The following is a 23,112-nucleotide window of genomic DNA, read 5'->3' as shown; positions in this document are numbered from 1 at the left end:
TGTATGCGTTGGGTAGTAACTTTAAGATTTTTTAAACTTCTTTATCGTCATTAGCATCTTTAATGCGTTGATTAACACGAGATAATAACTCATTGATTTTTTTACGTTGTTTAGTATTCACTAAAATTAAAACAGTTCTTTCATCGTGTTCGTTACGTTTCTTATCAAAGTAATCTTCTTGTGACAAGTTTTTAACAGCTTTAACCACTTGGGGTTGTTTATAGTTTAAATGGTTAATGATATCTTTTAAATAATATTCTTCATTTTCGTGTTGGCTAATATATGTTAATACTGCGAATTCCTCGAAACTTACAGAAAATTCCTTTTTAATAATACCTTTTAATTTGTCAGCATATGTGACCATAGCTAATAATTCAAAACAATCATTGATCTTTGTGATAGCCATCCTAATTCCTCCCTATTCTAATTCCCAATTTAGTATACATATTAAAAATATTTTTGTATAATTATTTGTCTTAATTCAAAGTTGAATACAAAGATTCTTCATAATTTATGACTCAATTATATTTGAATAAAATTTATTAAAGCCTCTTTTATTTAGTTTATTATAACTAAATAAAAATAGAAAGTAAACAAAAAAGTGTTTAAGCGTTACAATAATGATTTCTGTATTTAATACAATTATTTACAGACCAATCCAAGAAAATAATTTTATTCTATCAAATTTCAATTTTTTGTCATTAGATAAAAATTAAACAAGAACACTAAAAAAATTAAAGCGCTTACTAATTATGATGTGCACATCTAATTTTTAGAGCGCATAATATCAGCATTTTTAACAACTACTTCTCCCGGTTTTAATCCGTCGACGATTGTTACATGTTCTTTATTACCCATATTTTGAGTTTTAATAACCCTTTTAATAAATTTATTATTTTTTTGTATAAAAACAAATTGCCCTTGATATATTGTGGATTTTGGTAATTCAATCATTTGATTTTACAAACCAGTCATTAATATAGCCTTTGCTTTTATCATATGTAATGGAAGCTATTTTCGAGGGAACTTTTTTGCCAACAAAAATGAAAGGTTTGTTATACGTTATTTTAATCGTTTCAATAGAAGTATTTGTGGAGGAAAGTTGCGTCTTAAAATAGATACAGTAGAAAATAAGCATAGTTGTAATTATTGCTATGATTGCACATATCATAATCACTTTTTTCATTGATGTCACCTCTAGTAGTAATGATGGTTATATTATACATCCAAATAATCTTTGTGAGGATTAAAAAAACGAGTCATTTACTATATGTTGAAAGTAAATGACTCGGTGCTACTATTTTAAAATAATCTTAATAAAATAATACCTATCATAATTGCTATAATGCCACTAACTTTTCGAATGGTAACTTTATTGACATGAGTGCCAAGTAAACCAAAGTGATCAATAATAATGCCCATCAACATTTGACCCAGCATAACTATAATTGTAGTAAGCGCTGCGCCCAGGTGAGGCATCAAAATAATATTCGTAGTGACAAAAATAACACCTAAGATTCCGCCAATAAAATAAAGCGGCTTAATTTTACCTTGTTTGGTATCATACGAACTCAGTTTAAGGCTACGGTTAAAAATGAGTGTCAAGATAAATAATGCTATTGTACCCACTGTAAATGATATAAGCGCTGCCATTACTGAAGAGTGTATTTGTTGCCCTAACGCACTATTTGTAGCCGTTTGAATCGGTGGACAAAAGCCAAAAATAAAACCAACTATAATCCAAATATAGACTTTTGAATGTGTCTGTGTAGCTCTTTTATTACTGCGAACATAGTTCATTAAGACAATTCCTATGATTAAAAAGATAATACCGAACACTTTAAATAAGGTGAAAGTTTCTTGTTCTGCACCAAACCAACCCAATGTATCTATCGTTACGCCCATGATGATTTGCCCTGCTACTGTCATAACCACGGTTAAAGAAGCGCCTAAACGAGGTAATAGCACTAAGTTGCCAGTGAGGAAAATAACTCCTAGTAAACCACCTAAAAACCATATATAACTAAAAGATTGATTATCATAAAAGTCCGGTGTAAAAACATGAGGATTAATAATAATATTAAGTAAAATTAAAAAAATTGTCCCTGTTGCAAATGATATTGTGGATGCATAGAAAGAAGATCGTGTATAAAGACTTAATCTAGAATTAATAGAAGTCTGAAAAGGTACGACCATACCTGCAATAATACCTACTATATATAAGAGAAACATTGAATCACTCTTTCTGAAAAGTTTGTCTATATCATTATATAGTAAAGTGTAAAATAATCATATGAGTTAATTTGAGAAAAAGGTTTTGTAGTTATAATAAATAATGATGTACACAACACACAAAGTGTAATAAGATATATAAGTTGAATCTTTTCGGAAATAAAAAGGTTAACTATTATAATGAATCTTGAATATACACAACTAAGAAAATAAATATTATTAAATAATAAGAATGTTATTAAGAAGTGAGTGACTGAATATATTGAAGCAACTTTCCATAATTCGTCTTTTAGATGAGGAAACTTTTTTTGTAGGAGCAGGTAACGATGAAGGTATACAAAATAAGCAATTTATTGAGATATTAAACCCAAGAAGATCTTATAAAAATTTGGCACAGATTATAGAAGTTTATGACCAATACGCATTATGCAAAAAATTAGGTAAAAAGAAGATATTTTTTGGTGACAGAGTCAGATTGAGACCACTGAAAAATCAATGATATTGAATGATTAAATAGAGTAATAAAAAACCAAACGCAAATGACGTTTGGTTTTTTATTATTATCAAGATGAATCTAATAACAATAATTTGGCGTGAATATCTAGGAATTAATACAGCTAAATATTAAAAGTTAAACATGTATTTCAAGAAATCGTGTCATTTTGAAAAAACTGTCGACAAAGTCGCACGCCTTTGCCAACAGTTTCTACATATATCGTATAAGCAATAGTGAAATTTATTTTGTAAGTGTTTCGAAGATAACTTTAGTTGATTTATCTATAATTTGTGCTGAATGCACTTTTGTAGGAATACCGGCTTTAGGTCTGAATATATCTAGAGCGATTAATTTGTTCATACCTTCTTTTACAGCAGTATCATTGAGAAAATGCTCGATTTTGGGCAATTGAATTTTTATAGACTTGTTTACGGCATCGTTGAAAATAAATTCTAGTGTTTGTGCCATTGTAATGACTCCCCCTTAATATTTAATTAATCGTTTCTGTTTTGATAACTTCTAGTGTTTCAAAACGTTCTCCTGTGATTTGTTCGATAATAGATTTAAAGCTCTTTAATTGTTCAGGCGTTGCATCTGTATTTAAATTAGCAAAGTGACGTTTGAAAAGGGATGCTTTTCCATCTTTATCGTACAATACACGTGACAATGTAACAGCAAGTTGATTGATTTGATTCATATTTTAACCTCCTTTCATTATATATATCGAAATAAAAAGGCAAAATGGTCAAAAAATTTAAAAAAATAATCTTAAACACTTTCATGTTACTTAAATATCATATATCATTAAATAAGAAACATTTAAGATGGTCAGAGGTGAATATATGAATCAAGTGGATCCAATTAGGGATATTAAAGAGATAAGAGCGATGTATGAAGTGTTAAGCCGTAAGTCTAAAAGAGATTATTTATTGTTTAAATTTGCTATACATACGGGTGTTAAGTTATCGGCGTTATTAAACCTTTGTGTAGCAGATGTTAAAGGAGAACATGATGATATAAAGGTGTATTGGTTAGAAGACCATGCGCCGAGTATTTATATAAAATTACCTGAAGCATTACGACAAGAATTATCACAATTTATTTCACAAGCACAATTGATGGATGATGAATTATTATTTCAATCGAATCGCACATTGAAAGGGCTCTCAAGACAGCAAGCCTATCGGATTATTCATGCTGCGGCAGATGAGTTAGGTATGCTACACATAGGGCTAACAACATTAAGGAAGACGTTTGCATATCATGCTTATCAGTCTGGCATTTCAATTTCAATTATTCAAAAATACCTTGGACACCAGACGACATTCGAAACGATGAAATTTATTGGTATTTCAACAAAAGCGAGTAAAACAACCATCGCTTTGAGTTTATAATTAAATAAAAAGGAGGAATAGGATGAGCTTAGTATATCTATTTAGTGCTTTGTTAATCATAATGATTTTATTATTATTTACGTTAACGAATCACAAGTTACAACAACATGCCGGGCAATTTGTATTGATAGCACCAATCATTTCATCAATATACTTTTTGTGGCAAATACCACGAGTTATGCAAGGACATTTTGTAACGGTTAAAATACCATGGCTTACGCTATTAGATATTAATATCGATTTTAGAGTTGATGGTTTAAGCTTATTTTTTAGTTTATTAATATCATTGATCGGTTTAGCAGTTTTTTATTATGCGACACAATATTTATCTAAAGAACATGATAACTTACCACGTTTTTATATCTACTTATTATTATTTATGTTCAGTATGATAGGTGTTGTAACTTCTAATAACACAATACTCATGTATGTATTTTGGGAATTAACAAGTGTATCTTCATTCTTACTTATCGCGTATTGGTACAACAAGGGAGAAAGTCAATTTGGCGCTATACAATCATTTATGATTACAGTATTTGGTGGTCTTGCTTTATTAGCTGGATTTATAATGATTTATATAGTGACAGGGACAAATTCAATTTCTGAAATAATAGAACAAAGTGATAAATTAGCACAAAGTAATTTATTTATTCCTATTATTATCATGATATTATTAGGGGCATTTACAAAATCTGCACAATTTCCATTTCATATATGGCTTCCTAAAGCCATGGCAGCACCGACACCGGTAAGTGCATACTTACATTCAGCTACAATGGTTAAAGCGGGTATTTTTTTACTATTCAGATTTACGCCAGTATTGGGATTGAGTGATTTCTACATATACTGTGTTACATTTGTTGGTTTAATAACAATGCTATTTGGTGCAATTAATGCTACTCGCCAGTTTGATTTGAAGGGTATATTAGCCTATTCTACAATTAGCCAATTAGGGATGATTGTATCAATGGTAGGTCTTGGTGGGGGATTTGCACAACATCCCTCTGGAGAAGCTTCTAAGGTCTATGGATTAATACTATTTGCAGCATTATTTCATCTTATGAATCACGCGCTCTATAAAGGTGCGTTATTTATGGGGGTCGGAATCATAGATCATGAAACAGGGACACGAGATATTCGGAGATTATCAGGGTTAAGAAAGGTATTTCCTATAACACATATTGTCATGTTGCTTTCTGCATTATCTATGGCGGGTATACCCTTCCTAAATGGATTTTTAAGTAAAGAAATGTTTTTTGAAAGTTTAGTAAGTACAAATGAATTACCACAGTTTAATATTATACTTACTATAATTATCACAGCGATTGGAGTAGTGGCGAGCATATTTACGTTGATTTATGCTGTTTATATGATTAAAGAAGTTTTCTGGGGGGATTCTCAGCAAGCAGATCTACCTTTAAAATCGCCACACGAACCCTTTTTATTCACACTACCTTCTGCAATTATGATGATTTTGTTGCCGGTGATTTTTTTCATACCAAATCTATTTGGAGAATCAATCATTTTACCGGCATTACGAAGTATCACAATTGGAGAAAATGTAGATGAATTAGCGCCACATATTTCACAATGGCACGGTTTCAATTTACCCTTAACATTAAGTGCTATCGTCATTATAGTTGGCTTTATAGCAGCCCTTAAAATAGATTGGAAAAAATATGCCAATCATATTAAAGTGAAATCAATTACGGAAATTTATTTAGGTTCATATAAACATTTTGAACATTATTCAGGATATAGTATTCGTGGATTGATGAATAACCGTTTAAATCACTACATCACGTTAACACTACTGATTTTTATAATGATTGTAACTTACGGCATCATTGAAGCAGGATTTCCAAAAGTGCATCAAATTCATGTAAGTGAGTTTGGACCATTGGAAGTAATTACCCTCATCGTTGTATTTGTTCTAGGAATAGCTTTAACATTTATTCGTCAACGTTTAACGATGGTTATACTGAATGGCATTATCGGTTATTGTGTAACTATTTTCTTCATATTAATGAAAGCACCTGATTTAGCACTGACACAACTGGTTGTAGAAACAATTACTACAATATTATTTATTGTCAGTTTTTCAAGATTGCCAAACGTACCACGTACAAAAGTACATAAGAAACGTGAAGCAGTGAAGATTGTTGTTTCACTGATGATGGCAATTATCGTTGTGACGCTTGTATTTATTGCACAGCAAAGTGATTCAATGCCTACGATATCAACATTTTATCACGATGCATATAAATTAACAGGTGGTAAAAATATAGTGAATGCGATACTTGGAGATTTTCGTGCTTTAGATACATTATTTGAAGGACTGGTACTTATAATTGCTGGTTTAGGTATTTATACATTACTTAACTTTAAAGATAGGAGGGGTCAAGATGAAAGAGAATGACGTAGTATTACGAACGGTAACCAAAATTGTTGTATTTATACTATTAACTTTTGGTTTTTACCTGTTTTTAGCAGGACATAATAATCCCGGCGGAGGCTTTATTGGCGGTCTCGTATTTAGTTCAGCCTTTCTGTTGATGTTCTTGGCCTTCGATGTTAAGCAAGTATTAGTATCTTTACCGCTAGATTTTAGAATATTAATGATTACGGGATCTTTAGTATCATTTGCTACAGCAGTCATACCTATGTTTTTTGGTAAACCGTTCCTTTACCAAACAGATGCACATGTACAATTACCAATTTTAGGGGAAGTTCATCTAACGACGGTTACGCTATTTGAAGCGGGAATCGTATTAGCTGTTGTTGGTGTAGTTGTAACAGTAATGCTGTCCATTAGTGGTGGTCGCTCATGAATTTAATCTTATTATTAGTTATTGGCTTCTTAATATTTATTGGAACGTATATGATATTATCGGTCAATTTAATCCGTATTGTAATAGGAATTTCGATATTTACCCACGCAGGTAATTTAATTATTATGAGTATGGGACACTATAGTAAAAATATGTCTGAACCATTAATTGGAGAGGGGAACGAACATTTTGTTGATCCCTTATTACAAGCTATTGTACTAACGGCAATAGTCATTGGTTTTGCTATGACTGCCTTTTTATTAGTGCTTGTGTATCGAACATACCGTGTTACAAAAGAAGACGAAATTGATGTGTTGAGAGGTGATGATGACGATGATGATGAGTAATTTGTTGATTTTACCATTACTTCTACCTGCAGTGTGTGCTTTAGCACTAGTCTTCATACGTACACAAAGTAGATTATCTAGAATCTTTTCAATTGGTACTATGGCAGTGAGTACGATAATTTCATTATTGTTACTCGTTTATGTGATGTACAATAAGCCTATTGCTTTAGACTTTGGAGGATGGAAGGCGCCGTTTGGCATCCAGTTTGTAGGAGATTCGTTAAGTTTATTAATGGTAACAACCTCGAGTTTTGTTGTAACGCTAATCATGGCGTATGGTTTTGGGAGAGCAGAAAAAAGGGCGATTCGTTACTACTTACCAAGTTTTATTTTATTCTTAACAGTTGGTGTCATTGGTTCATTTTTAACAGCAGATTTATTTAATGTATATGTTATGTTTGAAGTAATGTTATTAGCTTCCTTTGTATTAATTACATTAGGGCAATCAGTAGAACAATTACGTGCAGCTATTATATATGTTGTCTTAAATATATTAGGATCATGGCTTTTACTTTTAGGTATTGGCTTATTATATAAATTAACAGGTACATTAAACTTTGCATTGGTGGCCCAAAGAATAGGTGAGATGGATAATCAAAGTTCAATAGTTATTGTATCTATGGTCTTCCTTATCGCATTTGGTGCAAAGGCGGCTTTAGTACTCTTTATGTGGCTTCCTAAAGCTTATGCAGTACTTAATACTGAGCTAGCGGCACTATTTGCATCGTTGATGACTAAAGTGGGAGCTTATGCCTTGATTCGTTTCTTTACATTAATATTTGATGAACATGATGGTATAACACATCCATTACTAGTATTTTTATCTTGTATTACAATGTTAATTGGTGCATTCGGTGTACTTGCTTATAAAGATATTAAAAAAATTGCTGCATACCAAGTCATTCTATCAATTGGTTTTATTATATTAGGACTAGGTTCAAATACTTATGCAGGAGTGAATGGGGCAATATTTTATTTAGCTAACGATATGGTCGTTAAGACGCTATTATTCTTCCTTATAGGAAGTTTAGTTTATATTACTGGATACAGGCAATACAGACACTTACATGGTTTAGCTAAACAAGAGCCGTTTTTTGGTGTAGCTTTTGTGATTATGATATTAGCTATTGGTGGCGTGCCACCATTTAGTGGCTTTCCGGGAAAAGTGTTTATATTTAAAGGTGCTATTGAAAATGGTAATTATATAGGGTTAGCGTTAATGATTATTACTAGTCTCATTGCGATGTTCAGTTTATTCCGTGTGTTTTTCGTGATGTATTTAGGCAATGAAAAAAAAGGCGAAGAAAAAATATTTAAAGCTATTCCTGTATACCGTAAGAGTCTCATAGCTATTTTAGTAGGCACGGTATTAGCAATGGGTATTGTAGCGCCACTTATATTTAAAGTTACAGATAATGCTACACATTTAAATATGGATGATGGACGCTATGAAAAAGCGGTTAATCCTCATTTGAAGAAGGAGGCTAAATAATGAGACAAGTTTTACTTAACATTGTCATAGCTTTTTTATGGGTTTTATTTCAAGATGAAGACTCCTTTAAAGCATCTACCTTCTTCGCTGGCTATCTTATTGGATTGTTAGTCATTTATATATTACATCGCTTTTTTGGCCAACAATTTTATTTAAAAAAAGTTTGGGTAGCAATTAAGTTTTTAGTAGTATACCTGTACCAATTAATTACATCTAGTATTACAACAATTAACTATATATTATTTAAAACAAAGGATTTAAACCCAGGTTTAGTAACTTATGAAACAAAGTTAGATAGTGACTGGGAAGTTTCATTTTTAACAATATTAATTATAATTACTCCAGGGTCTACAGTTATAAGAATATCGAAGAAGAAGCAAAAGTTCTTTATACATGCCATTGATGTTTCAGATAAAGAAAAACAGAAATTGCTAAAAAGTATTAGACAATACGAAGGACTGATATTGGAGGTGACAGAATGATAGAATCTCTTATTGATTTTTTCATTACAAGCGCCTTAATTATATTCGGAATAGCATTATTATTAACGCTGTTCAGGTTAATTAAAGGACCCACAACTGCAGATAGAGTCGTAGCATTTGATACAGCAAGTGCAATTCTTATGTCAATTGTAGGCGTGTTAAGTATTGTATATGGGACATTTTCATTCCTAGATTCAATTTTACTTATTGCTATCATTTCATTTGTTAGTTCCGTGTCAATTTCCAGATATATAGAAGGGGGGCACGTGTTCAATGCAAATAACAAGCGAAATCGTTAATTTACTAGCTGCTTTTATGATGTTTTTAGGAAGTATTATAGCGCTAATAAGTGCGATTGGATTAATTAAGTTCCAAGATGTGTTTCTACGAAGCCATGCCTCGACAAAAAGTTCCACGCTTTCGGTTTTGTTAACGTTAGTAGGCGTTATTATTTATTTTATTTCTTCACAAGGTTATTTGAGTGTAAGATTAATTTTAGCGTTAGTGTTCATTAATTTAACAGCACCAGTTGGAGGGCATTTGATCTCACGTGCTGCTTATCGTACAGGAGCGTATATGTATCGCAAAAGTGATGCACCGAGACAAACCAATATTTTATTGAGTTCCACTGAGAATAATACATTTGATCAATTGAAAAAACGTGCACAAGACAGGGAAAAGCGTAGACGTGAAACATATGAAAAAGAGCAGGATTATTAGTGTATAGACAATAAAATGATTGAAAATAACAATCTCCTCACCAAAGTTGACACTCAAAAGTGCGCACTTTGTTGAGGGGATATTTTTTTGTGGAGAACGAATATATAATTTCACGACATAAAGAAAGTTGCAATTTTATTGTTAAATAGTAAAGGTATAACGAGTTGAATGTAATGATTTAAATTTAATAATTTTAAAAAATACTACTTGAGAAGTGCAATACATTTAAGAAGTGGGTAAAAAAATGATAAAATAATATATATTTGTAATTGTGTTAATTTTTAAATTATTAGGCGAACAGTAAACCCTAAAGCTGTTTGTAAATAATCTATAAGGGTTTGGGACACATTATGTTCGTTAGAAGACAGTTTAATTTATGTTTCAACCTCAACAATTATGAAACAAATAATTTAGTTGAAAAGAGGTGAAACCTTGCAAATATTTGAAACGATTCTTGTTTTTTTAGCGTTAGTCATCGCTAGCTCCTTTGTGCATACTTTTCTTCCTAAAGTACCATTAGCTTTCATTCAAATCATTTTAGGTGTGTTGTTATATGTAACGCCGGTCCCTGTCGAATTTAATTTTGATTCTGAATTATTTATGGTTGCACTAATTGCGCCATTGCTGTTTGTTGAAGGAGTTAAAGTTTCGCGTGTGCACCTAAGGCGTTATATTAAGCCGGTATTAATGATGGCATTAGGATTAGTAGTTACCACTGTAATTGTAGTTGGGTTATTTGTTCATTGGATATGGCCAGATTTACCTATGGCTGCTGCCTTCGCACTTGCTGCAATTCTATGCCCAACTGATGCGGTAGCTGTTCAAGCAATCACTAATGGGAAAGTTTTACCAAAAGGTTCTATGACAATTTTAGAGGGTGAATCACTTCTAAATGATGCGGCGGGTATCATATCTTTTAAAATTGCTGTAGCTGCACTAGTAACAGGAGCATTTTCAATGGCAAACGCCATTGAACAATTTCTTATTTCGTCGATTGGTGGATTTATAGTTGGTATCTTAATCGGTGTTGCGCTAGTAAGGTTTAGGGTAACTTTATCTCGACGTGGCATAGAAAATATAAATATGTTTACATTTATTCAACTTGTTACACCTTTCATCACATATATAGTGGCAGAAATGTTCCATGCATCAGGTATCATTGCTGCTGTAGTTGCCGGTTTAGTGCATGGGTTTGAACGTGATCGTATTGCACAAGCACGTACCAGACTACAGATGAGTTATAATCATACTTGGAATATTTTGGGATATGCTTTAAATGGATTTGTCTTTACGATTTTAGGCTTTTTAGTGCCTGAAGTAGTGGGGAGAATTATAGAAAATGAACCACACAATTTAATGTTCTTAATTGTCGTTACATTTTTAATTGCATTAGCGATTTATTTATTTAGGTTCTTATGGGTTTTTGTATTATATCCATATTTTTATTTACCAGTCAGTCCGTTCCAAAAAATGATTTCTCATAATGAAAATGAAGATAATGCCACAGAATCACCACCGAGAAGAGGTATGTATGCTTTTATTATGTCATTATGTGGAGTTCATGGAACGATTTCGTTAGCCATAGCACTGACTTTGCCATACATGCTAGCAAATCACCACTCATTTATTTTTAGAGACGATTTACTTTTTATAGCATCAGGTATGGTTATTATCAGTTTGATTGTTGCACAATTTTTATTACCTTTAGTAACACCTACTGCTAAAAAACCTAAGGTACAAGGCATGAATTTCAAACAAGCACGTGTTTATATTTTGGAAAAAGTAATTGATAGTTTAAATCAAGCTTCTACAGTAGAATCTAGTTTTCAGTATGGAAATGTGATTAAAGATTATCATGATAAATTAGCATTCTTAAGAACAGTTGAGAATGAAGATGAAAACACGAAAGAATTGCAACGATTGCAAAAATTAGCTTTCGATGTTGAGAATAATACTTTAAATAGCTTGGTTGAGAATGGAGATATTACTACGAACGTATTAGATAACTATATGCGTTATTCAGAACGTACTCAAGTATATAAACAAGCATCTTTGATACAACGTATTAAAGTTGAAATTCGAGCCATGTGGTTAAAGAGAAGAATTAAAAATAAAGTTAAAACAAACGCTGCTTCTTCTTTATCTGTTGTAGATAACTTGCAAGAAATTTCAAATGTGATGCGTACGGTACATTATCGCGTAGTAAGCCGTCTTGCAAAAGAGACCACAGAAGATAATAAACTAGAAATAGGTATGATTTGTGATAGTTATCTGTTACGAACAGATAATTTAACGCCGTCCAATTTCTTTAATCCTAAACATGAAAATTCAATAACAAAAATTAAATTAACTGCGCTTAAAGAACAACGACGTGTGTTAAATGAACTTGTTGAAGATGAAGAAGTAAGTGAAGTAACAGCTTTGAAAATACGAGAAGCTATAAATTATGATGAAATGGTTATTGTTGATAGTTTAACAGATTAAAATTTTAAATAGACATAAAAAAGCAGCTTTCCTAAATTGGAAAGCTGCTTTTTTGCATTAAAACATTGTATTATCAATAACTTAAGAAAATAGTGCCTGTTCATATATGTGACTCTAAAAACTCCATCAACGGGGGGAGGAGCCAACCGTTGATGGAGTATGGGAGATGATTATAAGGCTTGAATACCACCATGCCGTACGTTTTAAGGAGGGTAACGTACGGCATGGGGCTATTCACCTACGAATGAGGTTAATAGCCTAAAACTTTTATTTCATGCTACCGTGAATCGTTTCGATATTTTCTTTCATCATATCGTAGTAAGAATCTCCTTTAGACCCTTTTTTACCAATAGAATCAGTGAATACTTCACCATAGATATCTTTCTTAGTCTCTTCGCTTAAACTTTGCATACTCTTATGATCTACACTTGTTTCAACAAGTAAGTGTTTTAAGTTGTTATCTTTAACGAATTCAATGGCTTGTTTCATTTGTTCAGGTGTACCTTGTTTTTCAGTGTTAATTTCCCAAATATAACCTGGTTTAATATCATACTGTTTAGAGAAATATTTAAAGGCACCTTCACTTGTTATCATGGCACGTTCATTTTTCGGAATGTCATTAAATTTTTCGTGACTTTCTTTGTTAAGCGCCTCTAATTTAGCGATGTAATCTTTACTGTGACCTTGAATATCATCCGCATGTTTCTCGTCATGCTTTAGTAATGTATCTCTAATTTTCTCAACATATTTTATACCATTTTCTAAGCTTAACCATGCATGAGGGTCTTGTTTAGACGCATCACCTTCAGCATCATTTAAATATAATGGCTTAACATTTTCAGAGACTTTTACTACAGAGCTATCATCAGGTGATTTATCTGCTTGTGCCAACGCTTTATTAAACCAACCGTTACCTGTTTCTAAATTTAAACCATTGTAAAATACAATGTCAGCATCAGTTAAAGCTTTAATGTCTTTAGGTTTCACCTCATATTCATGCGGATCTTGTCCAATTGGAACAATACTGTGAATTTCAATGTTATCACCAGCTGTATGTTTGACCATATCGTATAATATAGAATTAGTTGTAACTATTTTTAGTTTTTCATTAGAGGAAGTATCGTTTTTATGATTGCTACACGCACTTAAAAAAAGTAAGAAAATAAGAGCGAGTGATATTAATTTTTTCATGAAACCTGTCCCTTCTTGTTGAAAAGTTGTAATTTGTTGCATATAAAAATAATAATGTAAATAAAGAATGCACATAATACAATTGTGGCACCACTAGGTATGTTATATACATAGCTGAAATAGAGACCTACAATAGCACTAATGGTACTTATGACACTTGAAATAATCATCATGGTATGTAATTTTTTTGCAATTAAAAATGCAGCTGAAGCGGGTGTGATTAATAAGGCAACAACTAAAATAATACCTACAGTTTGAATGCTAGCAACTGTTACAAGAGACAATAAGAGCATTACAAAATAGTGTATTAATGTAGTGTTTAAACCGCTCATTCTACTAAATATTGGATCAAATGTAGATACCATCAATGGTCTGTAAAAGACGATGATTAATAACATGACTATGATACCGACAACAATCGTTGACCAAAATGTAGAATGTGTAACTGCTAGTAAGTTACCAAATAAAATATGATATAAATCTGTAGAACTATTAATAAGGCTAATTAAAATAACTCCCGTTGCTAAAAAAGCAGTGAAACTTATACCTATGGCAGCATCGGGTTTAGTTTTACTACTCTTGGTAATAAACCCTATAAAAATACTAGCAATCATGCCCGTGACTAACGCACCAATAAACATTGGTATGCCGAATAGGAATGATAAGGCAACACCTGGTAAAACAGCATGGCTCATAGCATCCCCCATAAGCGAGAGACCTCTAAGTACGATGAGGCAACCAACTGTACCACATACGATTCCCACGACGATAGAAATAATAAGCGCATTGCTTAAAAATTGATAATCAAATAAATGGTTAAAAAACTCCATGTTAAGTTACGTCCTTTCTAATGCATTTAAGCCATGCCATTTTGAATCGGAGCATTTAAAAATGTATGATTCAAATGTTCTGGTTTCATGGCAGTAACACTATCTCCAAAATAGCGAATGGATTTATTTAATAGGATGACACGATCAAAGTAAGTTTCAGCCTTCGATAAATCGTGATGAACGATTAAGAGTAACTTTCCTTCTTTTTTTAGTTGTCTTAATTGAGACATAATGATTTCTTCACTATGGAAGTCAATACCAACAAAAGGTTCGTCCAATAAATATAATGTACTCTCGGTCATTAATGCTCGAGCAACAAGTACACGCTGTAATTGGCCACCACTTAATTCAGATATTTGACGGTGTCTTAAATCTTCTAATTCCAAAGTTTTCATCAATTGATTTAATTTGGTTTTAGTTTCTACATTTACCCATTTAAACCACCCAATATCTTTGTATGCTCCTGATACAACGACATGTTCCACATCAATTGGAAAATCCAAATCAATATGTGCTTTTTGTGGAATGTAGGTAATAGACTTTAAACTATTTTCGACAGGGGTTTTATTTAAATGTGCTGTTCCAGTCGATTTAAATTCACCTATAATTGATTTGAGCAGTGATGATTTACCAGCACCATTTGGCCCCATAATTCCAATGATTTCACCTTGAACAGGGATGTCCAGATTAATATGTTGTAATATCAATTTATTACCTAAAGTGAGATTTAAATCTTTAATTTCTAACATATTAGCCCTCCTTAATTTAATTTTTAGGTTAACCTAATTTAATTAATCATATACTATGAACTTTTAGCGTGTCAAGTCAATTCATGGTATAATAAGGTCAATGAGTTGAGAGGTGAGATAATGCTAACTGAAGAAAAAGAAGATTATTTGAAGGCGATTTTAACACATGATGGCGACCGTTCTTTCGTTTCAAATAAGACACTATCCCAATATTTAAACATTAAGCCGCCATCCGTCAGTGAAATGGTGAATCGTTTAGAGAAGTCGGGATATGTAGAAACAAAACCGTATAAAGGCGTACAACTTTCTAAGGAAGGTTTAACATATACATTAGATATTATTAAGCGACATCGCTTACTAGAACTCTTTTTAATAAAGATCCTGCAATATAATTGGGAAGAAGTGCATCAAGAAGCAGAAGTTTTAGAACATAAGGTTTCTCATTTGTTTGTGGAGCGCTTGGATAAGTTATTAGATTATCCAAAGACATGCCCACACGGAGGCGTTATCCCTCGCAATAATGATTATAAAGAGATTTATACAACGAATTTATTATCATATGAAGCAGGGGACAAAGTAACGGTTAAACGTGTGAGAGATCGAACAGAATTGTTAGTTTATCTTACGAGCAAAGACATTTTAATTGGAGAAGAAATTACGCTTATTAATAAAGATGACACAAATAAAGTGATTATTGTACAAAAAGAAGAAAATATCACTATTTTAAGTTATGATAACGCAGCTCATATATATGTAGAAAAATAGAAATGCTCTTTTTGAAAGTGCTGAGTTGTGGTTGCCTTTTTTATAAATAAAAGGCATAGAATATTATAGTAATACAAGAAAAAGCATGGTATTTATGTAAGAGACATAAATACCATGCTTTTTAGTTAGCTAAAAAATAGGAGAGAAATAGTTGGTAGACAGTGAATAAATTGATAGTAATCCAAATTATACTATATAAAAACGTAGGGATACGTGTTAATTCTTTTAAAGTACTGCCATCCCATGATATAGGTTGTTGTGAAAAAGTAAGTCTAAAAATAGTCCAAGATGATTGTAGGACCTCACCTAACAACACAGCTAATATGAAATGATAAGTAATTGTTAAGATATAGAACATCATAAAGTGATTATCATTTTGAAATAATAAGTAAAGCAATGTAAAAAGTAAAATAATCATAATGATTGGAACTAACTTTCGTGAAGTTAATATTAAAAAATAAACAAAGATTAATAAGTAGGATGCTATAAATAAGCTAGGATATTGCGTATCTATAGCCCAAAACCCTAGTAGTAACATGAGTGGCGGCATTACATAACCACCAAAAGTTGTGATAGTTTGGCCAAGACGATGTTTTGATTGTGTAATAGCATATCCTTGTTGAGATGTTTCCATCCGCTCGGTAGGAGAGGCTACAATAACTAGATCCTTTGCTTTTCCACCACTAATTTTATTGAATAATATATGCCCGAATTCATGTGTGAGCACTGGTATATAATTCAAATAGATATCTAAAATACGATTTATAGGTTTGTTGCGGTAGTTATGAATAATTATGTATAGTAATGCTACCAATATCACCCAGTAAAGATTGAGTTGGATAGCGAAACTGAAAAATTCATGTAGTTTTGTCATAGTATAACCTCGATTTAAATTTTCAAAAGCATGTATACATTAGCTTTAAATTTTTAACATATATTTTAGTATAAAGTATTGTTGATGAGAAAGCATTTAGACTTTGGATGTATATTTTATCTGAGCGCTCTTGAATCATTACATTTTTATATGTGTTAAGCAGGTCATGTGTTAAAATTACAATAATTAAAATAAAGATTAATCAATTATAAGATATATTGAGTTAGGAGCATATGCATAATGACAGAAAGCAACAAGCTGAACAAGGTTGATATTTTATCAGTATATTTTGATAATGTCACTTTAATCGATATGCAAGAAAATATTAAGCAATTTTTCTTATCAGAAGCAAAAGATAATTTATTTATCGTTACTGCTAATCCTGAAATCGTAGACTATGCTACTGAGCATAATGAATATCGTAATTTAATTAATCGTGCTGATTATGTTATTCCTGACGGGACAGGTGTTGTTAAAGCCTCTAAATTATTGAGAACACCACTTAAAGAACGTGTTCCCGGTATTGAAATGATGGAAAGCTGTTTGGAAATTGCTAACGATAAACAACAAAATGTATTTTTATTAGGTGCAGAAAATAATGTTGTCATACAAGCGAAACAAAGATTGGAACAAAAGTACCCTAATATCAATTTTGATTTCCATCATGGCTTTTTTGATTTCTCAGATGAAGAGGTGTTGGAACAAGTGATATCTTTTAAACCAGATTATATATTTGTTGGTATGGGCTATCCTAGACAAGAACAATGGATTGAAAGTTATACGGAGTGTTTTAATCAAACTGTTTTGATGGGCGTTGGAGGCTCTCTAGAAGTGTTTAGCGGAACTAAAAAAAGAGCGCCTATGCTATTCAGACGTTTAAATATAGAATGGATTTATCGAGTGATTATAGATTGGAAAAGGTTAGGTAGATTAAAATCTATTCCTAAGTTTGTTTTTAAAGTTATTAAAGTAGCGATAAAAAAATAAAAATTAAAAGCGTGAATTCCAATTAGTACTAACTGGAATTCACGCTTTTAATCAATCTGATAAGTTATATGTGATAATTTACTTTTACTTAACCACAAATCTTGAGTTATCTAACTCGCTTCTAAATTTCTTTTGTTCAGCTTTTGAACGTTTTTTGAAGTTATTCAAGAATTTTTCATACTCTGGCAATACTTCTTCTAATTCCCCGTATTGTTTGAGTTTTCCACCTTCAATCCAAGCGATTTTAGTACAGAATTCACGAACTTGTTTCATATTGTGGCTTACAAAGAAAATTGTTTTCCCTTGGGCTTTATATTCGAAAATTTTGTCTAAACATTTTTGAGCAAACGTTTGATCACCAACAGATAGCGCTTCATCAATTACTAAGATGTCAGGGTTTGTAGTAATATTAATTGAGAAACCTAATTTTGCGCGCATACCACTAGAATATTTTTTAACGGGTTGGTAAATAAATTCACCTAATTCACTGAATTCAATAACTTGTGGCGTCAATTCTTTAATTTCTTTTCTTGAGAAGCCCATACAGAGCATTTTAAATTCAATGTTTTCGACGCCAGTTAATTGACCATTTAGGCCAGCATTGATAGCGATAACGCTTACGTCACCATCACGCTGAATGTTGCCTTCAGTAGGTGATAAAGATCCACCAATCATATTGCTTAAAGTAGATTTCCCAGAGCCATTGATGCCTACAAGGCCAATGACATCGCCTTCATAAGCTTTTATGGATAGGTCATTCAAAGCGTAAAATGTTTTGTTCTTATGAAAAGGTACAATAGCATCCTTTAAACGCTCTTTATTATTACGGTAAATACGATACTCTTTAGTTACATGTTCAATGTTAACCGATACATTCATAATTTAACCTTCCTTATTTACAGTTACTTCAAGTATATTATATATTATATTAGTTGTTAAATTTATTAACCTATTGTAAAGTAAGTGAGTACAATTTAACGATTTTAACTCTTATACAGTTGTTAAATTTTACTGAATTTAGGATGTAAAATCAACTATAAAGATAAAATAAATGGAAATATAAAAAATAAAACAACTTTTATTTTGTTTTCACTAGCTTTTGTTTTCATCTTTAGTATACAGATTAATATATTCATAGCATATCTAATAGTGGAAATTTACGAAAGTAAAGAATTGTTGTTATGATAGGGAACAAGTCGTATATTAAACTTGAATGCTTTATTGTCATGAGAAAATAGTGATAAAGTCAAATCGATTGAAAGTGTGGTTTAGTTAAATGAATGCAGTTTGGGTAGTTTTGAAGGAGCATTTAAAAAATTTCTATCTTATTCAAAGGTTAGCGCAGTTCCAATTAAAAATTTCTAATACGAATAACTATTTGGGAATGGCGTGGGAATTAATTAACCCAGCATTACAAATAATGGTTTATTGGTTTGTATTTGGTTTAGGAATTAGAAATAATGGTCCAGTAGACGGCGTTCCATTTATTTATTGGTTACTTGTAGGTATTAGTATGTGGTTCTTTGTAAACCAAGGTGTTTTAGAAGGTACCAAAGCGATAGCGACGAAATATAATCAAGTGGCTAAGATGAACTTTCCACTGTCAATTATACCTTCATATATCGTTATGAGTAGGTTCTATGGGCACATTGCATTATTAGCAGTGGTCATTTTATTGTGTATGTTATCAGGTTTTTATCCAACAATATATACATTACAGTTATTGCTTTATGTGCCATTCGCTTTAATTCTCACAACAACCATAGCTTTGTTTACATCTACTTTAGGTGTATTAGTTAAAGATACACAACAGGCGATTCAGGCTTTAATGAGAATGGTATTTTTCGCATCATCTATTTTAATTGTACCACCAGAAGGTATTGTTAAAGATGTAATGCAATTAAATCCAATATACTATTTAGCAGAGGCTTATCGCTCTGCAGTGTTACATAAAGAATGGTATTTTATTACGCATTGGGAACTAACATGCTATAACTTGTGTATTATACTGCTATTATTTATGGTAGGTTCTTTCCTACACATGCGGTACAGAGATCATTTTGCAGACTTTATGTAAGAGGCATAATCAGTTACTTGGTTAGATAGATGAATGGAATTTTAAATGATTATATAGATATCCTTTAATGACTTGTGTAGAGTCGTTAAAGGATTTTTCTATAATTTTAACTATAAGATAGATATAATATAAGGAATGGAATTCATAATTCAAGTTGGCGGTGGAAATTTTGAGGCAAATAATTAAAAAACTTTATATGACTATTATTAGTTTTTTAAATTTAATTTATAGTAGAAAAAAAGTACAAGACCATCATATTGCTGTGATCATGACGTTTGCAGAAGATGTGCTACCAATTATAGAAGCATTAAATAAAAAAGGTTATCAAATTACTGTTATCAGTAAAGAAGAAAATAGAAGATATATTCAACCATTTGAAAATGCAACATTTATACCTGCAGGAAACAAACAAGTTTTCAAACATATAAAGGCCTTAAGTATAGCAAAAATAATGATTATAGATACTTATTATTTAATGTTAGGTGGTTTTAAAAAGAAAACGAATCAGACCGTTATCCAAACTTGGCATGCTGCAGGCGCATTAAAAAATTTCGGGCTGACAGATCACCAAGTTGATTTATCCAATAAACATATGGTTAATCAGTATAGAAAAGTGTATCAAGCTACGGATAACTATTTAGTTGGGGGAGATGCCATGGCCACTTGCTTTAAAAATGCTTTTGAAGCAACAGATGATCAATTCTTAAAAACAGGTTTGCCGAGACTTGTGCCTTATAGCACTGTAGATATTGTAAAAAAACAACAAGAATTAAAAATTCAATATGGCATAGAGGGCAAAGTCGCGATATATGTCCCTACGTATCGAGAACATCAACAATCTAATCGTGATATTGATAAGGAGAGATTCGAATCAGAATTACCTCATTATACTTTATTGAATAAACTACATCCATCTATTGCAAGTGATGATCAAACAGAAATAGATTTACAATCTTTAATGATTATGGCAGATATCATTATTAGCGATTATAGTTCATTAGCGATAGAAGCGAGTCTGTTAAATAAACCCACATTATTTTATGTTTATGACGAACAACGGTACGAGAAAGAACGTGGTTTAAATGAATTTTATAATGACATTCCAAGTCAATATAAAGTTTATGACGAAATGCAATTAGTGGAAAAATTAAAAGAAGATTCAGTACCTTTAGTGCCATTATTTAAGTCGTGGCATGAATACAATAGTAAAGATAGTTTGGAACAAGTCGTTAATTATATAGAGAAAATGGTGAAAGTATGAAAATATCAATAATAATTCCTGTATATAATGCAGCACATACGTTGCGTAGAGCTATTGCTTCAGTAGATACCAAACATCAATACGAAATTATATGTATTAATGATGGCTCTACTGATGAGAGTGCAATGCTTCTAGAACAGTTGCAAAAAGAATATAAGAATATTGTCTGTATAAATCAAGAAAATCAAGGAGCTGCAGCAAGTAGAAATAAAGGATTATCATGTATGACCGGTGATGTATTTATGTTCTTAGATGCAGATGATGAGTTTTTACCAAGTCGTATTGATTTTATGGCAGATTATTATCAACAGGATGAGCATGTTGACATCGTTATTGGCCAAATAGCTAGAGAAAATAATGGTGAATGGCAGACCATTGCAACACACCAGGCTATACAAAAGCAAGAAAAAGTAAGTTTAGCGCAATGTCCAGAAATCATGCAGTCCATCGGTCCGGGCGGTAAAATGTTTAGTAATAAATACGTTGATATACGATTTGATGAAGACATTGTATTTTGTGAAGAACATCAGTTTATGATTCAAGCGTATAAAAAAGCAAGGGACATACAACTTTTACCGAATATTGTTTATGGTTACAATGAAGTTGAAGGCTCTGTTACCGATCAACGTGCAGAGCAATTTGAAATTTATATAAGAGATGCAATAAATGTAAGGGCTCGTGTTATGGAGACTTTATTGTTGCCTGAAGAACGAATATACTATAGCTACCGTATGGATGAATTAATTGTCAGTTATTTGTTACAAGCACATTTGATGAAACACAAGGCAATTACACAACAATTATTGCAAACGGTAATCACATATATAAAAACAATGCAATCAACAGATTATTCTGGTGAGGCGCTGTTTAGAATTGTGAGTGTCCTTGAACGTGGAGGTAGCAACTGGACTAAATCACTTTACACTCAATGGAGAGAAGCGTTATTGAGCGTGGGTATAGGCAGACCTAGCTATTATCGTTTTAAAGTGGAAATATTACCGAGGCGTGCAAAATTTAGAGGAAAAATGAAATTGAAGCAGTATTTGAAACGATGAATTTTTGCAGAATTCGTAAACTTTGTATCAATATGCTATAATTTTTAAAAATGTAAAATTAAAATAAAATTTTTGTTAAGGAGTAAATAAAAATGAAACGTGTTATTACTTATGGAACGTATGATTTATTACATTACGGTCACATTGAATTATTAAGAAGAGCAAGAGAGATGGGCGATTATTTAGTCGTTGCACTTTCTACAGATGAATTTAACCGTGTTAAAAATAAGAAATCTTATTATAATTATGAACAACGAAAAATGATGTTAGAGTCTATTCGTTATGTTGACCTTGTTATTCCAGAAAGCGGATGGGGACAAAAAGAAATAGATGTTGAACGTTTTGAAATAGATAAATTTGTTATGGGCCATGATTGGGAAGGTGAGTTTGACTTCTTAAAAGATAAATGCGAAGTTACTTATTTAAATCGTACAGAAGGTATTTCTACAACTAAAATTAAAAAAGAACTTTATGGCGATTCAGAAAAATAAAGATTATTCTTTTTTGAATAGTAAAATGAGTAGCTTTAAATGAAAAATATGATATAAATCTTAAAGGTTTAGTAGACGCATGATATTCGAACTTACAGTATATCGTGCGTCTTTTTTTTAATCACATAGAATGTATAATGTATTGTTAAGTTAGAGAACGATATGAGTGAGGCATTGCACCATCAAAGTTATACTTAAACAAATAAGAATGTTCAAAATTGTGAAATTTCAAGCATAAAAAAGTACACCTCTATTTTAAATAGAGGTGTACTTTTATTTTGAAGATGATTATATATTAGCGTGTTTTGCTTGTTGTGAGACGTAGCTTATTTTAATGATGAACTAGAGTGAAGG

Annotated in this window: 26 protein-coding genes; 16 read left to right on the top strand and 10 right to left on the bottom strand. The window is 31.7% G+C overall.

The genetic code is table 11. The features are described 5' to 3' along the window. Positions 1–31: 31 nt before the first annotated feature. From sarA to PYW31_RS10865, 3 genes are all read right to left on the bottom strand, one after another. A complete protein-coding gene (gene sarA / locus PYW31_RS10875; protein ID WP_046837073.1) occupies positions 32–406 on the bottom strand; it encodes a global transcriptional regulator SarA in 375 nt (124 codons plus the stop codon). Positions 407–765: 359 nt separating this feature from the next. Further along, complete coding sequence (locus PYW31_RS10870) at positions 766–954, bottom strand: hypothetical protein (protein ID WP_046837074.1); 189 nt, start codon at positions 952–954, stop codon at positions 766–768. A gap of 348 nt (positions 955–1,302) precedes the next feature. Next, positions 1,303–2,232 carry a DMT family transporter gene (locus PYW31_RS10865; RefSeq protein ID WP_046837076.1) on the bottom strand — a complete coding sequence of 310 codons (930 nt, stop codon included), beginning with the start codon at positions 2,230–2,232 and terminating at the stop codon, positions 1,303–1,305. Positions 2,233–2,494: 262 nt separating this feature from the next. On the opposite strand from PYW31_RS10865, the gene PYW31_RS10860 reads away from it, so the two are divergent. Further along, positions 2,495–2,731, top strand: a complete 237-nt coding sequence (locus PYW31_RS10860; RefSeq protein WP_046837077.1) for a hypothetical protein — start codon at positions 2,495–2,497, stop codon at positions 2,729–2,731. A 237-nt stretch (positions 2,732–2,968) separates the two neighbouring features. On the opposite strand, the gene PYW31_RS10855 is transcribed toward PYW31_RS10860, so the two are convergent. After that, positions 2,969–3,196, bottom strand: coding sequence for a DUF2922 domain-containing protein (locus PYW31_RS10855; RefSeq protein WP_046837078.1), 228 nt, complete (start codon positions 3,194–3,196; stop codon positions 2,969–2,971). 22 nt (positions 3,197–3,218) lie between these two features. Further along, complete coding sequence (gene sroA / locus PYW31_RS10850) at positions 3,219–3,425, bottom strand: sigS mRNA-stabilizing protein SroA (protein WP_046837079.1); 207 nt, start codon at positions 3,423–3,425, stop codon at positions 3,219–3,221. Between the two features lie 145 nt (positions 3,426–3,570). Between sroA and PYW31_RS10845 the strand changes: the two genes are divergently transcribed. The 9 genes from PYW31_RS10845 to PYW31_RS10805 all read left to right on the top strand — a co-directional run bounded on the left by PYW31_RS10845 (position 3,571) and on the right by PYW31_RS10805 (position 12,478). Continuing rightward, the gene (locus tag PYW31_RS10845; RefSeq protein WP_046837080.1) at positions 3,571–4,122 is read left to right on the top strand and encodes a tyrosine-type recombinase/integrase; all 552 of its coding nucleotides are present in this window, start codon (positions 3,571–3,573) and stop codon (positions 4,120–4,122) included. 22 nt (positions 4,123–4,144) lie between these two features. After that, positions 4,145–6,541: a DUF4040 family protein gene (locus PYW31_RS10840; protein WP_046837081.1), complete on the top strand. Its 2,397-nt coding sequence runs from the start codon at positions 4,145–4,147 to the stop codon at positions 6,539–6,541. Beyond that, a complete protein-coding gene (gene mnhB2 / locus PYW31_RS10835) occupies positions 6,528–6,953 on the top strand; it encodes a Na+/H+ antiporter Mnh2 subunit B (RefSeq protein WP_046837082.1) in 426 nt (141 codons plus the stop codon). Before PYW31_RS10840 ends, mnhB2 begins: the two co-directional genes overlap by 14 nt. Then, entirely contained in the window at positions 6,950–7,300 is a 351-nt protein-coding gene (gene mnhC2 / locus PYW31_RS10830) for a Na+/H+ antiporter Mnh2 subunit C (protein WP_046837083.1), read from the top strand. The genes mnhB2 and mnhC2 overlap by 4 nt, the downstream gene beginning before the upstream one ends. After that, the gene (gene mnhD2, locus PYW31_RS10825; protein ID WP_182475498.1) at positions 7,290–8,792 is read left to right on the top strand and encodes a Na+/H+ antiporter Mnh2 subunit D; all 1,503 of its coding nucleotides are present in this window, start codon (positions 7,290–7,292) and stop codon (positions 8,790–8,792) included. Before mnhC2 ends, mnhD2 begins: the two co-directional genes overlap by 11 nt. After that, entirely contained in the window at positions 8,792–9,274 is a 483-nt protein-coding gene (gene mnhE2, locus PYW31_RS10820; RefSeq protein WP_046837084.1) for a Na+/H+ antiporter Mnh2 subunit E, read from the top strand. The genes mnhD2 and mnhE2 overlap by 1 nt, the downstream gene beginning before the upstream one ends. Beyond that, complete coding sequence (mnhF2, locus tag PYW31_RS10815) at positions 9,271–9,573, top strand: Na+/H+ antiporter Mnh2 subunit F (RefSeq protein ID WP_046837085.1); 303 nt, start codon at positions 9,271–9,273, stop codon at positions 9,571–9,573. Before mnhE2 ends, mnhF2 begins: the two co-directional genes overlap by 4 nt. Further along, the gene (locus PYW31_RS10810) at positions 9,548–9,994 is read left to right on the top strand and encodes a Na+/H+ antiporter subunit G (protein WP_046837086.1); all 447 of its coding nucleotides are present in this window, start codon (positions 9,548–9,550) and stop codon (positions 9,992–9,994) included. The genes mnhF2 and PYW31_RS10810 overlap by 26 nt, the downstream gene beginning before the upstream one ends. A gap of 432 nt (positions 9,995–10,426) precedes the next feature. Continuing rightward, entirely contained in the window at positions 10,427–12,478 is a 2,052-nt protein-coding gene (locus PYW31_RS10805; protein ID WP_046837087.1) for a cation:proton antiporter, read from the top strand. A gap of 267 nt (positions 12,479–12,745) precedes the next feature. Here the strand turns inward: PYW31_RS10805 and mntC are convergent, their stop codons facing one another. Genes mntC through PYW31_RS10790 form a run of 3 tightly spaced genes read right to left on the bottom strand, consistent with a single transcriptional unit; the run spans position 12,746 to position 15,248 of the window. Then, entirely contained in the window at positions 12,746–13,669 is a 924-nt protein-coding gene (gene mntC, locus PYW31_RS10800) for a manganese ABC transporter substrate-binding lipoprotein MntC (protein WP_046837088.1), read from the bottom strand. Next, on the bottom strand, positions 13,666–14,499 hold the full coding sequence (locus tag PYW31_RS10795; RefSeq protein WP_046837089.1) for a metal ABC transporter permease: 834 nt from the start codon (positions 14,497–14,499) through the stop codon (positions 13,666–13,668). The genes mntC and PYW31_RS10795 overlap by 4 nt, the downstream gene beginning before the upstream one ends. A gap of 26 nt (positions 14,500–14,525) precedes the next feature. Then, entirely contained in the window at positions 14,526–15,248 is a 723-nt protein-coding gene (locus PYW31_RS10790) for a metal ABC transporter ATP-binding protein (RefSeq protein WP_046837090.1), read from the bottom strand. A 120-nt stretch (positions 15,249–15,368) separates the two neighbouring features. Here PYW31_RS10790 and PYW31_RS10785 point away from each other — a divergent pair, with 120 nt between their 5' ends. Continuing rightward, positions 15,369–16,013, top strand: a complete 645-nt coding sequence (locus tag PYW31_RS10785) for a metal-dependent transcriptional regulator (protein ID WP_046837091.1) — start codon at positions 15,369–15,371, stop codon at positions 16,011–16,013. 121 nt (positions 16,014–16,134) lie between these two features. Here the strand turns inward: PYW31_RS10785 and PYW31_RS10780 are convergent, their stop codons facing one another. Beyond that, positions 16,135–16,887 carry a M50 family metallopeptidase gene (locus PYW31_RS10780; protein WP_046837092.1) on the bottom strand — a complete coding sequence of 251 codons (753 nt, stop codon included), beginning with the start codon at positions 16,885–16,887 and terminating at the stop codon, positions 16,135–16,137. Positions 16,888–17,127: 240 nt separating this feature from the next. Between PYW31_RS10780 and tarA the strand changes: the two genes are divergently transcribed. Beyond that, the gene (gene tarA, locus PYW31_RS10775; protein WP_046837093.1) at positions 17,128–17,874 is read left to right on the top strand and encodes an N-acetylglucosaminyldiphosphoundecaprenol N-acetyl-beta-D-mannosaminyltransferase TarA; all 747 of its coding nucleotides are present in this window, start codon (positions 17,128–17,130) and stop codon (positions 17,872–17,874) included. An 84-nt stretch (positions 17,875–17,958) separates the two neighbouring features. Here tarA and tagH read toward each other — a convergent pair whose 3' ends face one another. Beyond that, a complete protein-coding gene (gene tagH, locus PYW31_RS10770) occupies positions 17,959–18,753 on the bottom strand; it encodes a teichoic acids export ABC transporter ATP-binding subunit TagH (protein ID WP_046837094.1) in 795 nt (264 codons plus the stop codon). Positions 18,754–19,150: 397 nt separating this feature from the next. Between tagH and PYW31_RS10765 the strand changes: the two genes are divergently transcribed. From PYW31_RS10765 to tagD, 4 genes are all read left to right on the top strand, one after another. Further along, on the top strand, positions 19,151–19,951 hold the full coding sequence (locus PYW31_RS10765) for an ABC transporter permease (protein ID WP_046837095.1): 801 nt from the start codon (positions 19,151–19,153) through the stop codon (positions 19,949–19,951). Positions 19,952–20,120: 169 nt separating this feature from the next. Continuing rightward, on the top strand, positions 20,121–21,212 hold the full coding sequence (tarB, locus tag PYW31_RS10760) for a teichoic acid glycerol-phosphate primase TarB (protein ID WP_046837096.1): 1,092 nt from the start codon (positions 20,121–20,123) through the stop codon (positions 21,210–21,212). Beyond that, positions 21,209–22,267 (top strand): glycosyltransferase family 2 protein, encoded by a 1,059-nt coding sequence (locus tag PYW31_RS10755; protein WP_046837097.1) that lies wholly within the window; start codon positions 21,209–21,211, stop codon positions 22,265–22,267. The genes tarB and PYW31_RS10755 overlap by 4 nt, the downstream gene beginning before the upstream one ends. 92 nt (positions 22,268–22,359) lie before the next feature. After that, the gene (gene tagD, locus PYW31_RS10750) at positions 22,360–22,758 is read left to right on the top strand and encodes a glycerol-3-phosphate cytidylyltransferase (RefSeq protein ID WP_046837098.1); all 399 of its coding nucleotides are present in this window, start codon (positions 22,360–22,362) and stop codon (positions 22,756–22,758) included. Positions 22,759–23,112: the final 354 nt, after the last annotated feature.

Origin of the sequence: Staphylococcus succinus (assembly GCF_029024945.1) — a bacterium.
GTDB classification, from domain to species: domain Bacteria; phylum Bacillota; class Bacilli; order Staphylococcales; family Staphylococcaceae; genus Staphylococcus; species Staphylococcus succinus.
This window is presented reverse-complemented; position numbering and strand designations above follow the sequence as displayed.

Excerpts from the sequence above, each read along its gene's own strand:
- PYW31_RS10840 (WP_046837081.1), top strand. The coding sequence starts at position 4,145 with ATGAGCTTAGTATATCTATTTAGTGCTTTGTTAATCATAATGATTTTA.
- tagD (WP_046837098.1), top strand. The coding sequence starts at position 22,360 with ATGAAACGTGTTATTACTTATGGAACGTATGATTTATTACATTACGGT.
- PYW31_RS10810 (WP_046837086.1), top strand. The coding sequence starts at position 9,548 with ATGCAAATAACAAGCGAAATCGTTAATTTACTAGCTGCTTTTATGATG.
- sroA (WP_046837079.1), bottom strand. The coding sequence starts at position 3,425 with ATGAATCAAATCAATCAACTTGCTGTTACATTGTCACGTGTATTGTAC.
- mnhE2 (WP_046837084.1), top strand. The coding sequence starts at position 8,792 with ATGAGACAAGTTTTACTTAACATTGTCATAGCTTTTTTATGGGTTTTA.
- sarA (WP_046837073.1), bottom strand. The coding sequence starts at position 406 with ATGGCTATCACAAAGATCAATGATTGTTTTGAATTATTAGCTATGGTC.
- mntC (WP_046837088.1), bottom strand. The coding sequence starts at position 13,669 with ATGAAAAAATTAATATCACTCGCTCTTATTTTCTTACTTTTTTTAAGT.
- PYW31_RS10865 (WP_046837076.1), bottom strand. The coding sequence starts at position 2,232 with ATGTTTCTCTTATATATAGTAGGTATTATTGCAGGTATGGTCGTACCT.
- mnhB2 (WP_046837082.1), top strand. The coding sequence starts at position 6,528 with ATGAAAGAGAATGACGTAGTATTACGAACGGTAACCAAAATTGTTGTA.
- PYW31_RS10795 (WP_046837089.1), bottom strand. The coding sequence starts at position 14,499 with ATGGAGTTTTTTAACCATTTATTTGATTATCAATTTTTAAGCAATGCG.
- mnhC2 (WP_046837083.1), top strand. The coding sequence starts at position 6,950 with ATGAATTTAATCTTATTATTAGTTATTGGCTTCTTAATATTTATTGGA.
- PYW31_RS10785 (WP_046837091.1), top strand. The coding sequence starts at position 15,369 with ATGCTAACTGAAGAAAAAGAAGATTATTTGAAGGCGATTTTAACACAT.
- mnhD2 (WP_182475498.1), top strand. The coding sequence starts at position 7,290 with ATGATGAGTAATTTGTTGATTTTACCATTACTTCTACCTGCAGTGTGT.
- mnhF2 (WP_046837085.1), top strand. The coding sequence starts at position 9,271 with ATGATAGAATCTCTTATTGATTTTTTCATTACAAGCGCCTTAATTATA.
- PYW31_RS10845 (WP_046837080.1), top strand. The coding sequence starts at position 3,571 with ATGAATCAAGTGGATCCAATTAGGGATATTAAAGAGATAAGAGCGATG.
- PYW31_RS10790 (WP_046837090.1), bottom strand. The coding sequence starts at position 15,248 with ATGTTAGAAATTAAAGATTTAAATCTCACTTTAGGTAATAAATTGATA.
- PYW31_RS10780 (WP_046837092.1), bottom strand. The coding sequence starts at position 16,887 with ATGACAAAACTACATGAATTTTTCAGTTTCGCTATCCAACTCAATCTT.
- tagH (WP_046837094.1), bottom strand. The coding sequence starts at position 18,753 with ATGAATGTATCGGTTAACATTGAACATGTAACTAAAGAGTATCGTATT.
- PYW31_RS10755 (WP_046837097.1), top strand. The coding sequence starts at position 21,209 with ATGAAAATATCAATAATAATTCCTGTATATAATGCAGCACATACGTTG.
- PYW31_RS10765 (WP_046837095.1), top strand. The coding sequence starts at position 19,151 with ATGAATGCAGTTTGGGTAGTTTTGAAGGAGCATTTAAAAAATTTCTAT.
- PYW31_RS10855 (WP_046837078.1), bottom strand. The coding sequence starts at position 3,196 with ATGGCACAAACACTAGAATTTATTTTCAACGATGCCGTAAACAAGTCT.
- PYW31_RS10870 (WP_046837074.1), bottom strand. The coding sequence starts at position 954 with ATGATTGAATTACCAAAATCCACAATATATCAAGGGCAATTTGTTTTT.
- tarA (WP_046837093.1), top strand. The coding sequence starts at position 17,128 with ATGACAGAAAGCAACAAGCTGAACAAGGTTGATATTTTATCAGTATAT.